The following is a 13,753-nucleotide window of genomic DNA, read 5'->3' as shown; positions in this document are numbered from 1 at the left end:
GTATCTTTGTAGAAAATATTTGTAATGGAATTACTCTTGATAACATTAGTCCTTCTAGCACTATCGGTAGCAGGCATTGCGATAAAAATCTGGGCAAAAAAAGACGGTAAGTTTGCCGGTACTTGTGCCAGCCAGAGTCCATTTCTTAATAAGAGTGGAGAAGCTTGTGGTATGTGTGGTAAAATGCCCGAAGAAATGGGTGATTGTTCTGGAGATAAGTAAGCATAACAGCTATTGGAACAATTTTATCCCGCACTATTTTATACTTTAATAGGAGTCACGTTTGTAAACGTGGCTTTTTATGTTTTCTACTGGTTGTTCGCTTTCGCGAAAGCGTTTCAAAAACCAAATAAATCATTACCACCAGTTTCTGTTATTATTTGCGCAAAAAACGAGTCGCAAAATTTACAAAAGAATGTCTCGTTCATTCTTGAACAAGATTATCCAGAATTTGAAATTATACTCATAAACGACGCCTCAAGTGACGATACAGAAGAGGTAATGGAGGCCTATGCTCTTGCGCATAAAAATGTACATCAAGTTAATGTGGTCAATAATGAAGCCTTCTGGGGTAATAAAAAATATGCGCTCACTCTAGGTATAAAAAGAGCTACACACGCACATATGGTTTTTACAGATGCAGACTGTGTGCCTGCCTCTCCACAGTGGCTTAGACATATGGCAGGCTCTTTTGTAGCTAAAAAAGAGATCGTACTAGGGTATGGAGCTTATGAAAAGATAAAGGGTTCATTTATCAATAAGCTTATACGTTTTGAAACTCTAATGACTGCCATACAGTATTTTACTTATGCAAAAGCCGGTAGACCTTATATGGGTGTAGGGCGCAATCTTGCGTATACTGCAGCTATATTTTATGAGCAAAAAGGGTTTATAAGCCATATGAAGATTAAAAGTGGAGATGACGATCTGTTTGTAAATCAAGCAAGTAATAGAAAGAATACAGCGCTACAATATCACCCAGAGTCTTTTACAATAAGTACACCTAAAACCTCTTTTGGTGCCTGGATTACTCAAAAGCGTAGACACATAACTACGGCTAGTCATTACAGGTTTATAGAGAAATTTTTCTTGAGTCTTTTTTACGTGAGCCAGTTGTTATTTTTTATGGTAGGTATAGCAGTACTTGCTACAATGTATCAGTGGGAGTTAGTTCTTGCAGTTATAGGAGCACGTTACTTTGCGGCCTGGCTTGCCATAGGTTTTAGTGCTAGAAAACTACGAGAGAAAGACGTGGCTTATTTTTATCCTATATTTGAGATGGTACTTGTATGCGTGCAATTAAGTATCTTTATAAGCAACCTTATCTCAAAGCCCACTAAGTGGAAGTAACTCCAGAAAAAATTCAACTTGAAATTAAAAGAGCAAAAGCTGGAGAGCAAAGTGCTTTTAACTTCTTGCTCAACTCCTTCTGGAGTGAAGTGTATGGCTTCCAGCTCAAGCGTACAAGAAATGCGTATGATGCAGAGGATATTACCATACAGACATTTTCAAAAGCGTTTTCAAAAATAGATACTTTTAAGGAGGAATATAAATTTGCTACTTGGCTTATTGCTATTTCTAAAAATATTCAAATTGATATCCTTAGAAAGAAAGAGTCCTCTATACGCTCTAGAATTTCTGATAGTGACCAAGAACGGGTTTACAAAGTTGCAGACCTTAATCCCTCGCCAGAAGATGTGCTCATTAAAGAACAAAACCTAGCACAACTTTTAAGTTTTGTGAAGATGCTCAAGCCTCATTATCAAGAGATGATTAATTTACGGTATTTTCAAGAGATGAGTTATAAAGAAATGGCAGAGCATCTAGACGAACCTATGAGTAATGTAAAAGTGAAGCTACTACGTGCAAGGAGGTTGCTAGCAGATATAATTAAAAAGGCAGATCATTGAAAGCGGTGCCTTTTAAAAAGCTGGGCCCGGGTTTACTATTTGCCGGTGCCGCCATAGGTGTGTCTCACTTGGTACAAAGTACAAGAGCAGGAGCAGACTTTGGTTTTGGTCTTTTATGGGCACTCATACTTGTTAATATTATAAAATATCCATTTTTTCAGTTTGGGCCTCGTTATGCTTCTGTTACAGGTAATAGTTTACTTGTGGGGTATAAAAAACTAGGAAAACCTGTGCTCTGGGTGTATTTCTTCTTGACCTTAGGAACAATGTTTACTATACAAACAGCTGTGACGATTGTAACGGCAGGTATTGCTGTTCAGTTATTTGGTATATCTAGTGATATTGCTATTTGGAGTGTAGCAATTACATTGTTGTGTGCTGCTATATTAGCAATAGGTAAATACAGAATCTTAGATAAGTTGATGAAAATAATCATCATCACACTCACTATAAGTACACTGTTTGCGGTTTTTTTCGCTTTTCGCGAAAGCGTAATAACACAAGGTACAGGCGCTACGACAAATTTAATTCAACTGCTTCCCACCGAAGGTGCAGCAATTGCTTTTTTAATCGCCTTTATGGGGTGGATGCCGGCACCGCTAGACATCTCAATATGGCATTCTTTATGGACATTAGAAAAAGGAGATAGAGGAGAGGAGGCCGTGCGTAATTCTATTTTTGATTTTAATGTAGGGTATGCAGGTGCAGTGGTGCTGGGTGTTTGTTTTATGACGCTGGGAGCACTTGTAATGTATGGTAGTGGCGAGACCTTTTCATCAAAAGGTGGGGTTTTTGCCGGCCAGCTTATTAATATGTACACGGCAAGTCTAGGTGACTGGGCAACGGTGCTCATAGGTGTAGCTGCATTTACAACAATGTTTAGCACCACACTTACCACACTAGATGCGTCGCCTAGAGCACTTGAGGCAACAACAGCCTTGCTAGGTATAGGTTTTAAAAAGAAGGGATATCTATTCTGGCTTCTGGTTCTTATACTCGGCACCTGCGGAATATTGTTTTTCTTAATAAGTGAGATGGGGGTGCTGGTAAAGCTAGCAACGATACTTTCATTTCTTACCGCTCCATTTTATGCAATTTGTAATTACCTTTCTTTTATGGATAAAGAGATTCCTGAATCCCATAGATTATCTCCAGGTATGCGGGTGCTAAGTATAGTGAGTATTATAGCCTTAGTAGGTTTTAGTATTTGGTATGTGATTACCCTGTTTTAGTCGCTGGGGCAACTTGCTATTTTAACTATTGCTCAAGTGCGTGTATTTACTCGTTTAAAACTATCTTTGCCCCTTATGCAATTTGACTTACTTACTACAGATCCTGCTTCAAAAGCGAGAGCAGGAAAACTTACTACAGATCACGGCGTTATTGAGACACCTATTTTTATGCCCGTGGGTACCGTTGCTTCGGTAAAAGGGGTGCACCAGCGCGAGTTGAGAGAAGATATAAATCCAGACATTATTTTGGGTAATACGTATCACCTATACTTACGTCCTAAAATGGATATCTTACAGCGCGCAGGAGGATTACATAAATTTATGAACTGGGATCGACCTATCCTTACAGATAGTGGAGGGTATCAAGTATACTCACTTTCTAATAGGCGTAAGATTAAGGAAGAAGGAGTGCGTTTTAAGTCACACGTAGATGGGTCTATGCACCTTTTTACTCCAGAAAATGTGATGGAAATACAGCGCCAGATAGGTGCAGATATTATGATGGCCTTTGATGAGTGTACACCATACCCTTGTGATTATAGGTATGCAAAACGCTCTATGCATATGACTCATAGGTGGCTAGATCGTTGTATTAATCATTTTAATAAGATTCCTGCATTATATGGGCACGAGCAAGCACTCTTCCCTATAGTACAAGGAAGTACGTATAAAGATTTGCGTGCACGGTCTGCAGAGTATATTGCAAATGCTGGTGCTTTTGGAAATGCCATAGGTGGTCTTTCTGTAGGAGAGCCGGCAGAGGAGATGTATGGTATGACAGAGGTTGTGACGGCTATCTTACCTGAAGAAAAACCTAGATATCTTATGGGTGTAGGTACACCTATAAATATTTTGGAGAATATTGCGTTAGGTGTAGATATGTTTGACTGTGTGATGCCTACTCGTAATGCACGTAACGGTATGTTATTTACTGCGCACGGTAGTATTAACATTAAAAATCTAAAGTGGGAAGACGATTTTTCTCCTATAGATGAGATGGGTATTACGTGGGTAGATACAGAGTATAGTAAGGCTTACTTACGTCACTTGTTTAAGTGTCACGAGTTATTAGGTATGCAAATTGCTACTATACATAATTTAGGGTTTTATATGTGGCTCGTACGTGAGGCAAGAAAGCATATTTTAGCTGGAGATTTCTCAACTTGGAAAGAGAAAATGGTTAAACAAATGGATAATCGTTTGTAATTGAAAATATTAGATTGGTATATCGTAAAGCGCTACATCGGGACATTTGTCACGATGCTCGTGCTGTTTATACCTATAGGTATTATCGTAAACCTTGCCGAAAAGATTGATAAGATTTTGGCAAACGAGGTGCCCTTTGGCGAAGTAGCCTTGTATTACTTGAATTTTACAATCTACTTTGCAAATCTGTTATTTCCATTATTTTTATTTCTCTCAGTAATTTGGTTTACTTCAAAGCTGGCAAATAATACAGAAGTCATCGCTTTTTTGAGTAGTGGAGTTTCCTTTACACGCTTCTTACGTCCTTATCTTATAGGTGCTACAGTAGTTTGTGCTGGAGCCTTTATAATGGGTACGTATCTCGCTCCAAGAGCAAATAAGGGCTATAACGAGTTTATCTTTGAGTACCTCAAAAAGAAAAATAACGATAGAAATACTAGAGATGTTTATAGACAGATAGACGCGGGTGATTATATCTACGCGAGTAGCTTTAACCCACGCACAAAACGTGGTCGTAACTTTACTTGGGAGCATTTTGAAGGTAATAAAATGACCTATAAGATGAGTGCGACTCAAATAAGGTTTAATGAAGAGGATACTACCTATACACTCTACGGTTTTAAAAAACGTATTATAGGTGAAGATGGAGATGTGCTTATAAAACAAGCAAAAATCGACACCACCTTTGCGTTTGATATAGATGATTTAACCCCTGTAGAGTATATAGCAGAAACACTTAACACGCCAGAGCTTAGAGAATTTATAGCAAAGGAGAAGGCAAGAGGATCTTCATATATAAGCCGTTATGAGGTAACGCTACAAAAACGTTACAGTCTACCTGTAGCCGCATACATACTCACAATTATAGCAGTAGCCGTAAGTGCAATGAAGCGTCGTGGGGGTATGGGTGTCAACCTCGCTTTTGGTATTGTGCTAGCGTTTGTATTTATATTTTTTGATAAAGTTTTCGGTACCCTAGCAGAGCAGTCAGACTTCCCGCCGCTGGTAGCAGTCTGGACGCCTAATATTCTATTTGCAATACTTGCAGCATACCTCCTTCAAAATGCAAAACGATAGACTCAAAGCCTATTTACATTTTCATCTCATAGTTTTTATCTGGGGTTTTACAGCCGTACTTGGCGCGCTTATCACTATAGATGCAGTGCCACTTGTATGGTTTAGAATGGGGCTCGCCAGTTTATTTATATTTATCTATATAAAAGTGCGCGGTATCTCTCTTGCGCTTTCGCGAAAAGCGTTACTGGGTTTCGCTATTGCAGGTCTGGTCATTGCCATACACTGGCTTACCTTTTTTGGAGCAATAAAGGCATCAAATGTTTCTATAACACTGGCTATGATGAGTACTGGGGCCTTCTTTACAGCCTTGCTTGAACCTATTTTTTATAAACGAAAATTAATCTGGTATGAGCTTCTCTTTGGAGGAATTGTAATAGCTGCTTTATATATGATTTTTGAGGTTGAGACAGCATATCGTACAGGGATATTACTAGCCTTACTTTCTGCTTTTTTATCTGCTGTATTTACCTTGATAAATGGGAAGTTTATAGCAAATCATAATCCTACTAAGATCTCATTTTATGAGTTACTTATAGGTACAGCTTGCATTACCTTATATTTTGTCATAGCACAGCCAGCTACATTTTTTTCTATGGAGTTTTTTAATCTCCCTACGATGGACTGGGTGTACATAGGCATACTAGCCTCTGTATGTACGGCTTATGCCTTTATAGCCGCCGTAGCTGTGATGAAGCATTTAAGTCCATACACTATAATGCTTACTATAAATTTAGAGCCTGTTTATGGTATCTTACTAGCCTTTATGGTGCTAGGCGATGCAGAGCAAATGAGTACAGAGTTTTACTACGGAGCCTTAGTTATACTTGCCGTGGTAATCGCAAATGGTATCTTAAAAAACACTAAAAAATTCAAGGCTGTTAAAGAGGCTTGAGTCTGTTAAGAAAACCATTATATTTGTAGACTAATCCTAACCGAAAAGATAGTGTTGTAAGACACCATAAAACCCTGAAGATGGAATATTTAGATTTCGAATTACCCATTAAAGAGCTTGAAGAACAACTGGAGAAATGTGCCTTAATAGGGCAGGAAAGTGATGTTGATGTAACCCAGACTTGCAAGCAAATAGAGAAAAAACTAGCTGCTACCAAAAAAGATATTTATAAAAATCTTACAGCCTGGCAACGTGTCCAGCTGTCTAGACACCCTAACCGTCCTTATACATTAGATTACATAAACGCCATCTGTGGAGACACTTTCTTAGAGCTACACGGAGATCGTAATGTAAAAGATGACAAGGCGATGATAGGGGGCCTAGGTAAAATAGACGACCAGTCGTTTATGTTTATAGGGCAGCAAAAAGGTTACAACACAAAAACACGCCAGTACCGTAACTTTGGTATGGCAAACCCAGAAGGATACCGCAAGGCACTACGCCTTATGAAAAGCGCCGAAAAATTTGGAGTACCTGTAGTATCTATTATAGACACACCAGGAGCATACCCAGGCCTTGAAGCCGAAGAGCGTGGTCAAGGAGAAGCAATTGCTCGTAACATCTTAGAGATGACACGCCTTAAAGTGCCTATCATCGTTGTGATTATAGGTGAAGGAGCAAGTGGTGGAGCCTTAGGTATAGGTGTAGGAGATAAAGTATTAATGCTAGAAAACACGTGGTACTCTGTAATATCTCCAGAGTCTTGTTCTTCTATATTATGGAGAAGCTGGGAGTTTAAAGAGCAAGCTGCAGAGGCGCTTAAGCTTACTGCCAAAGATATGAAAAAGCAAAAAATCATAGACGAGATCGTAAAAGAACCACTAGGTGGTGCTCACGCAAATCGTCCTGAGACTTTCCTTACAGTAAAAGATTCAATTCTGAAAGCGTTTGATGAATTTAAGAACTTATCACCAACAGAATTAGTAGATCAGCGTATGGAAAAGTATTCTCAAATGGGAGTCTTCAAGGGCTAACAAGACCTTTTTCACTTGATGCCATAATCCGCACTTTGTAAGTGCGGATTTTTTTACCCTTATTAACAATATTTTCAAGTTATTAACAGTTGCATTGTTAATGACCTGTGAGTACTACGCTTTCGCGAAAGCGTAACTCGCACAACTATTTTTTTACATTCGTAGCTATGGAACAAACCAAGCCAAAACCAGCATATAATACTTCTAAGGGTCAGGTAATTAGCCTTGAGAAAGGTAAAATACCTCCACAAGCGCTTGATCTTGAGGTGGTTGTGCTGGGTGCGCTTATGATTGATAAGAAGGGTGTAGATGAGGTAATAGACATCTTATCACCAGAGGTTTTTTATAAAGAACAGCATAAACACATCTTTGAGGCGATACGCGTACTCTTTGAAGAAGGGCAGCCAGTTGACTTATTAACCGTTTCTGAGCAGCTCAAGAAAATGGCAAAGTTAGAAGCGGCTGGAGGTGATTATTACCTTATACAACTTACCCAAAAAGTAGCCTCTTCTGCACACATTGAGTACCACGCGCGTATCATCTTACAGAAGTTTATACAGCGATCACTTATTAAAATCTCAAACGAGATTATAGAAGAAGCATATGATGAGACCACAGATGTTTTTGACCTACTAGACACTGCCGAGACTAAGCTATACGAAGTAACACAGGGTAATGTAAAGCGTAGTTCAGAAAGTGCGCAGAGTCTCGTAATACAAGCTAAAAAGAAGATTGAAGAAATTGCAAACCAAGAGGGGCTCTCTGGTATACCTACTGGTTTTCATAAGGTAGATGAGCTTACCTCAGGATGGCAACCATCAGATTTAATTATTGTGGCGGCTCGTCCAGGTATGGGTAAAACGGCTATGACTCTTACGATGGCTCGTAATATGGCGGTAGACCAGAATGTGCCTGTAGCCTTCTTCTCTCTGGAGATGTCTTCTGTACAGCTCATCACACGTTTGATCTCGTCTGAGACGGGGTTGTCTTCTGAGAAGTTACGTACTGGTAAACTAGAAAAGCACGAGTGGGAACAGCTTAACGTAAAGGTAAAGAGCCTTGAGAAAGCACCACTATTTATAGATGATACACCGTCGCTTTCTATTTTTGACTTACGAGCAAAGGCGCGACGTCTAGCATCACAATTTGGTATTAAAATCATAATGATAGATTACCTCCAGCTTATGACGGGAGGATCTGCAAATAAAGGCGGTGGTAACCGTGAGCAAGAGATCTCGATGATTTCTCGTAACCTCAAGGCACTTGCAAAGGAGCTTAGTGTCCCTGTAATCGCACTATCGCAGCTATCGCGTGCGGTAGAGACGCGTGGAGGTAGTAAACGACCATTACTGTCTGACCTGCGTGAATCTGGAGCGATCGAGCAGGATGCAGATATTGTATCGTTTATTTACCGTCCAGAATATTATAAGATAGAGGAGTGGGATGATGAAGAACGCAGCCCGACTGAAGGTCAAGGAGAGTTTATCGTGGCTAAACACCGTAACGGGGGTCTAGATAACATACGCCTTAAGTTTATAGGTCACCTAGGTAAATTTGATAACCTAGACGACTTTACAACACCATATGAGTTTGCAAGTAGTATGAATGCCGCTGCAAATGATGATACCTTTAACCCTAATGCACTACCTAGTGCAGATGACGCCTTTGGCGGTCCAGCACCTGGACTACCTAGTGAAGAAGAAGATGATGGGGTTCCTTTTTAGAACATAATGTAATTACAGAAAAAGCCTTAATAGTATTGCTATTGAGGCTTTTTGTTTTTATAACAATCCATAATCTAGAGCTCATCTTTTTTAGGATGCCTTTTGGCACGCTGCTTGTCATAACAAATCCGTAAATTTCACGTTATAAAACTAATGATGAAAAAACTACTTATATTAATCTTTTTGGTGTTGAATTTCGCTTTCGCGAAAGCGTCGTACATCCTCATACCTATGGATGTAGAGACACAAAAGGAACACCTCAAGGCCTATGGGATTACCTACTGGTCACTTAATAAAAGCCAGAAGGTAAAATGGTTGCTCAACTACCGTGGCGGGTCATTTTTATTACCAGACACAGAAGAGGTGCGCCGGGAGTGCACCATACGTGGTGTCTCTTATGAGGTACTCTCAGATAGTCAGACCGAAAAAATTCTTACAGAGATTGCCAGCCCATCGCAAAATATGGAAGCTGTCGTATTAGAAAAGGCACCAAAAATTGCTGTTTATACGCCAGATAGTAAAGTGCCTTGGGATGATGCCGTAACGATGGTGCTTACCTATGCAGAGATTCCCTATACGACCATATATGACAAGGAGGTACTAAGCGACCAACTTATATTATATGACTGGTTACACTTGCATCACGAGGATTTTACAGGTCAGTTTGGAAAATTTTATGGAGCCTACAGAGCCGCACCGTGGTACATAGAAGAAAAGAAAGCCGCCGAAGCACTTGCTGCCGAGCTAGGTTACAGCAAAGTGTCTGAAGAGAAGCGCGATGTTGCTTTAAAAATACGTGACTACGTAGTGGGCGGTGGTTTTATGTTTGCAATGTGTAGCGCGACAGATAGTTTTGACATCGCACTTGCTGCAGAGGGCGTTGATATTTGTGAACCTATGTTTGACGGAGATCCTAGTGACCCTAGTTATAGCTCAAAGATTGATTTTAAAAAGACCTTTGCTTTTAAGAATTTCACGCTAGAGCGATCGCCTACTATGTATGAGTTCTCATCTATAGATATGACGCGTAAACGTAAGATTCCTTTTAGTACAGATTATTTTACGCTCAAAGATTATAGCGCAAAGTGGGATCCTATCCCTACAATGTTATGCCAGAACCATACGGCACTAGTAAAAGGATTTATGGGGCAAACTACGAGTTATGACGCAGAGGTTATAAAATCTAATGTGCTCGTGATGGGCGAAAATCTTACTAATGGTGAGGCGCGTTACATACACGGTATAAAAGGTAAGGGCTTCTTTACATTTTATGGAGGACACGACCCAGAAGACTACCGTCACCGCGTGGGAGACCCAAAAACAGAGCTTGAGCTTCACCCTAACTCACCTGGGTATCGTCTTATACTTAATAATGTACTGTTTCCTGCGGCTCGTAAGAAAAAACAAAAAACCTGATTGCATTGTTACGCCTAGTTTACATACTGTGTTCAGTTGCACTTATGGCTACTGCAGATGCTCCAGAGCGATTTGCGTGGAGCGAGACACGTGCGTTGCAGTGGTCAGATTTTAAAGGATCACCGGGTACGCTAGATGGCTGGGCAGCTAGTTCTAGTACGGGTATGAGTCAGGGGTATGCTTCAAACGGTCAAGGCTTTTTAGATAAAAATAGCATTACCGTAACCGCACATTTTTATCCAGAATACTCGTGGGTGCGACATAAAGAAAAAACAAAACACCTGCTCGCACACGAGCAAACACATTTTGATATTACAGAGGTCTATGCTCGTAAACTCCAGGCACGCATTGCTGCCTATAACTTTACAGAAAACGGCCTAGAAGAAATTAAAGCCATTTACCAAGAAGTAGAACAAGAGCGCATTGCTACCCAAAAGTTATTTGATAAAGAGTCTAACCACTCTATAGATCATATGAAAGAAGTACAATGGGAGCTTAGAGTAGCCAGATGGCTCGACGGTAATTTTGAAGAGTAGCATCTTACATACTCGCACCAGCGCATAAAAAAAACTGGATTCTCATTTTTGAGAATCCAGTTTTCTGTTTCTTAGCCTAAAGCCTAAAGCCTAAAGCCTAAAGCCTAAAGCCTAAAGCCTGTACTTAGTTGTAAAACGGCACTTCTACGCGCGCATTACCCCACGCCATATGTAAGTGTGCACCTTTATCTTCTGGAGTAAACTCCATACCAAAATACTCTATAGACTCATCTTCCATAGTAACTGGTACAGTGATACGTGCTACGTCATTTTCTGGTTTGTAAAAGTAAGATCCCCATACATTAAGGTCTGAGCTTAAGATTACCGTCCATTCCTTACCATTAGGCATTGCATACATTGTGTATGTTCCTGCTTTTACTGGTGTAGTACCTAGTTTCATATCCTTATATAAAGTCACCTCTACAGCTTCATTTGCTCCTAGTCTCCATACTTTTCCTTCTGGAGCAAGTTTAGAAAGCTCACGTCCTTTAAGTTGTGGTCTACTATACGTTACTTTAATATCTTTATTTGCTTCCTTATAACTTGTAGGGAAAGCCGCTTGGTCCATAGGACTCTTGTCTACTTTAAAATCTTGAGCATTAAGTGATGGTGCTGCAACAAAGGCAAGAGCAACCATCGCAGTCATAAGTACATTTTTCATAGTTAATTAATTTTTGTGTTAAAAGCCCTATAAGGCTTTGGGTTATAGTGTAAAGTTAAGATGTAGGTCGGCAATATTTATTAAAACTTTCAAAATGTTTTTAAAGTACGCTTTCGCGAAAGCGTATACCTATACTTTGTCACGTTTATCAGTAAATTAGTTATATTTTGTAATCATAAATGGTATTTGTGTTTTATTAATGAAAGTGTAAGTGCATCTTTGACTTATCAATAACAAATAAAACAAGTATTATGTGTGGAATTGTATGCGCCTTTGATCTAAAGGAGAAAGCCGAAGATTTACGCCCCCAATTATTAGAAATGTCTAAAAAAATCCGTCACAGAGGACCGGATTGGAACGGAGTTTTTAATAATGAGAATGCGATAATGACCCACGAGCGTCTCTCTATAGTAGATCCCGCTTCTGGAAAACAGCCTTTGTTTTCAAAAGATAAAAGCCTTGTGCTTGCGGCAAATGGGGAGATATACAATCACAAAGAGCTGCGTGAGCAACTCACTAGCGATTATGAGTTTCAAACAGCATCAGACTGTGAGATTATACTCGCACTTTATAAAGAGCACGGTCACGACTTTTGTGATATGCTCAACGGTATATTTGGGTTTGCACTCTATGATGTAGAAAAAGACGAGTACTTTGTAGCTCGTGATCATATGGGTATCATTCCATTATATATGGGATGGGATCAACACGGTACTTTTTATGTAGCCTCAGAGCTTAAGGCACTAGAAGGTGTGTGTTCAAAAATAGAATTATTTCCTCCAGGACACTATTACTCTAGCACAACCGGAGAGCTTACTCGCTGGTACACCCGTGACTGGATGGAGTATGATAATGTAAAAGATAACGAGTCTAGTATAGAAGAGTTACACGACGCCCTTGCGGCCTCTGTAAAACGCCAGCTTATGAGTGATGTACCTTATGGGGTATTACTCTCTGGAGGGCTTGACTCCTCTATTACTAGTGCTGTGGCAAAGCTATACTCTGAGAAGCGCATAGAGTCTGGAGATAAAACCGGAGCGTGGTGGCCACAGTTACACTCTTTTAGTATAGGGCTCAAGGGGTCCCCCGACCTTGCAGCTGCTCAAGTAGTGGCAGACCATATAGGCACTGTACATCACCCTATAGAGTTTACCATACAAGAAGGACTAGATGCTATAAAAGATGTGATCTATCACCTAGAGACCTATGATATTACTACCATAAGAGCCAGCACGCCTATGTACCTTATGGCTAGAGTCATCAAGTCTATGGGAGTAAAAATGGTACTCTCTGGCGAGGGAGCAGATGAGATTTTTGGCGGGTACTTATACTTCCACAAAGCACCTACGGCAAAAGATTTTCACGAGGAGACCGTACGTAAACTTGACAAGCTGCATATGTATGACTGCCTGCGTGCAAACAAGTCACTTGCTGCTTGGGGTATAGAAGGACGTGTACCCTTTTTAGACAAAGAATTTATGGATGTGGCGATGCGCCTCAACCCTGTAGATAAGATGATTACCAAAGAACGCCGCAGTATGGAAAAATGGATCTTACGTAAGGCGTTTGAAAAATACTTACCAGAAAGCGTAGCCTGGAGACAGAAAGAACAATTTTCTGACGGTGTAGGCTACTCTTGGATAGACACACTTAAGGATGTGGTAGATCAAGCAGTAAGTGCTACCCAGATGGAAAACGCACACCACCGCTTCCCGATACACACCCCGCAAAATAAAGAAGAGTTTTACTACCGCAGTATTTTTGAAGAGCACTTCCCGAGTGATGCTGCAGCGCTTTGTGTACCTTCTGTGCCTAGTGTGGCGTGTAGCACCCCTATCGCACTAGAGTGGGATGAAGCCTTTAAAAATATGAACGACCCATCGGGTAGGGCAGTAGCCTTTGTGCACGATGATGCCTATTAAGATATTTGTTTTATTAGTTTAATTATAAAGAACCCACTTGTAATGAGTGGGTTTTTTTACGCTTTCGCGAAAGCGGACTCATACCCGTAAAATAAAAAAGCCTTAGTAGGGGACTAAGGCTTTATAATGATTAAGAGGGGAGC

At 40.2% G+C, this 13,753-nt stretch carries 13 protein-coding genes; 12 read left to right on the top strand and 1 reads right to left on the bottom strand.

Annotated features, from left to right (window positions below; all coding sequences use genetic code 11):
- The first annotated feature begins 24 nt into the window (after nucleotides 1-24).
- The 11 genes from I597_RS14215 to I597_RS14165 all read left to right on the top strand — a co-directional run bounded on the left by I597_RS14215 (nucleotide 25) and on the right by I597_RS14165 (nucleotide 11,027).
- Complete coding sequence (locus tag I597_RS14215) at nucleotides 25-222, top strand: hypothetical protein (RefSeq protein ID WP_035325349.1); 198 nt, start codon at nucleotides 25-27, stop codon at nucleotides 220-222.
- Nucleotides 223-234: 12 nt separating this feature from the next.
- Nucleotides 235-1,350 (top strand): glycosyltransferase, encoded by a 1,116-nt coding sequence (locus I597_RS14210; RefSeq protein WP_081964979.1) that lies wholly within the window; start codon nucleotides 235-237, stop codon nucleotides 1,348-1,350.
- The gene (locus I597_RS14205) at nucleotides 1,341-1,910 is read left to right on the top strand and encodes an RNA polymerase sigma factor (RefSeq protein ID WP_035325348.1); all 570 of its coding nucleotides are present in this window, start codon (nucleotides 1,341-1,343) and stop codon (nucleotides 1,908-1,910) included. The genes I597_RS14210 and I597_RS14205 overlap by 10 nt, the downstream gene beginning before the upstream one ends.
- The gene (locus I597_RS14200; protein ID WP_035325347.1) at nucleotides 1,907-3,142 is read left to right on the top strand and encodes an NRAMP family divalent metal transporter; all 1,236 of its coding nucleotides are present in this window, start codon (nucleotides 1,907-1,909) and stop codon (nucleotides 3,140-3,142) included. Before I597_RS14205 ends, I597_RS14200 begins: the two co-directional genes overlap by 4 nt.
- Nucleotides 3,143-3,217: 75 nt before the next feature.
- Nucleotides 3,218-4,348 carry a tRNA guanosine(34) transglycosylase Tgt gene (gene tgt, locus I597_RS14195; protein ID WP_035325346.1) on the top strand — a complete coding sequence of 377 codons (1,131 nt, stop codon included), beginning with the start codon at nucleotides 3,218-3,220 and terminating at the stop codon, nucleotides 4,346-4,348.
- Nucleotides 4,349-5,425, top strand: coding sequence for an LptF/LptG family permease (locus I597_RS14190; protein ID WP_035325345.1), 1,077 nt, complete (start codon nucleotides 4,349-4,351; stop codon nucleotides 5,423-5,425).
- Complete coding sequence (locus I597_RS14185; protein ID WP_035325344.1) at nucleotides 5,412-6,317, top strand: DMT family transporter; 906 nt, start codon at nucleotides 5,412-5,414, stop codon at nucleotides 6,315-6,317. The genes I597_RS14190 and I597_RS14185 overlap by 14 nt, the downstream gene beginning before the upstream one ends.
- Before the next feature lie 80 nt (nucleotides 6,318-6,397).
- Complete coding sequence (locus tag I597_RS14180; RefSeq protein WP_021778310.1) at nucleotides 6,398-7,351, top strand: acetyl-CoA carboxylase carboxyltransferase subunit alpha; 954 nt, start codon at nucleotides 6,398-6,400, stop codon at nucleotides 7,349-7,351.
- 167 nt (nucleotides 7,352-7,518) lie between these two features.
- On the top strand, nucleotides 7,519-9,075 hold the full coding sequence (gene dnaB / locus I597_RS14175; protein ID WP_021778311.1) for a replicative DNA helicase: 1,557 nt from the start codon (nucleotides 7,519-7,521) through the stop codon (nucleotides 9,073-9,075).
- A gap of 156 nt (nucleotides 9,076-9,231) precedes the next feature.
- Complete coding sequence (locus I597_RS14170) at nucleotides 9,232-10,491, top strand: asparagine synthetase B (RefSeq protein ID WP_081964978.1); 1,260 nt, start codon at nucleotides 9,232-9,234, stop codon at nucleotides 10,489-10,491.
- 5 nt (nucleotides 10,492-10,496) lie between these two features.
- Nucleotides 10,497-11,027 carry a DUF922 domain-containing protein gene (locus I597_RS14165; RefSeq protein ID WP_035325341.1) on the top strand — a complete coding sequence of 177 codons (531 nt, stop codon included), beginning with the start codon at nucleotides 10,497-10,499 and terminating at the stop codon, nucleotides 11,025-11,027.
- Nucleotides 11,028-11,151: 124 nt separating this feature from the next.
- Here I597_RS14165 and I597_RS14160 read toward each other — a convergent pair whose 3' ends face one another.
- On the bottom strand, nucleotides 11,152-11,688 hold the full coding sequence (locus I597_RS14160; protein WP_035325339.1) for a DUF2911 domain-containing protein: 537 nt from the start codon (nucleotides 11,686-11,688) through the stop codon (nucleotides 11,152-11,154).
- A 251-nt stretch (nucleotides 11,689-11,939) separates the two neighbouring features.
- On the opposite strand from I597_RS14160, the gene asnB reads away from it, so the two are divergent.
- Nucleotides 11,940-13,610: an asparagine synthase B gene (gene asnB / locus I597_RS14155; RefSeq protein WP_035325338.1), complete on the top strand. Its 1,671-nt coding sequence runs from the start codon at nucleotides 11,940-11,942 to the stop codon at nucleotides 13,608-13,610.
- Nucleotides 13,611-13,753 lie beyond the last annotated feature (143 nt).

The organism is Dokdonia donghaensis DSW-1 (genome assembly GCF_001653755.1).
In the GTDB taxonomy this organism is placed as follows: Bacteria; Bacteroidota; Bacteroidia; order Flavobacteriales; family Flavobacteriaceae; genus Dokdonia; species Dokdonia donghaensis.
This window is presented reverse-complemented; position numbering and strand designations above follow the sequence as displayed.

Excerpts from the sequence above, each read along its gene's own strand:
- I597_RS14215 (WP_035325349.1), top strand. The coding sequence starts at position 25 with ATGGAATTACTCTTGATAACATTAGTCCTTCTAGCACTATCGGTAGCA.
- tgt (WP_035325346.1), top strand. The coding sequence starts at position 3,218 with ATGCAATTTGACTTACTTACTACAGATCCTGCTTCAAAAGCGAGAGCA.
- I597_RS14185 (WP_035325344.1), top strand. The coding sequence starts at position 5,412 with ATGCAAAACGATAGACTCAAAGCCTATTTACATTTTCATCTCATAGTT.
- I597_RS14180 (WP_021778310.1), top strand. The coding sequence starts at position 6,398 with ATGGAATATTTAGATTTCGAATTACCCATTAAAGAGCTTGAAGAACAA.
- dnaB (WP_021778311.1), top strand. The coding sequence starts at position 7,519 with ATGGAACAAACCAAGCCAAAACCAGCATATAATACTTCTAAGGGTCAG.
- I597_RS14170 (WP_081964978.1), top strand. The coding sequence starts at position 9,232 with ATGAAAAAACTACTTATATTAATCTTTTTGGTGTTGAATTTCGCTTTC.
- I597_RS14160 (WP_035325339.1), bottom strand. The coding sequence starts at position 11,688 with ATGAAAAATGTACTTATGACTGCGATGGTTGCTCTTGCCTTTGTTGCA.
- asnB (WP_035325338.1), top strand. The coding sequence starts at position 11,940 with ATGTGTGGAATTGTATGCGCCTTTGATCTAAAGGAGAAAGCCGAAGAT.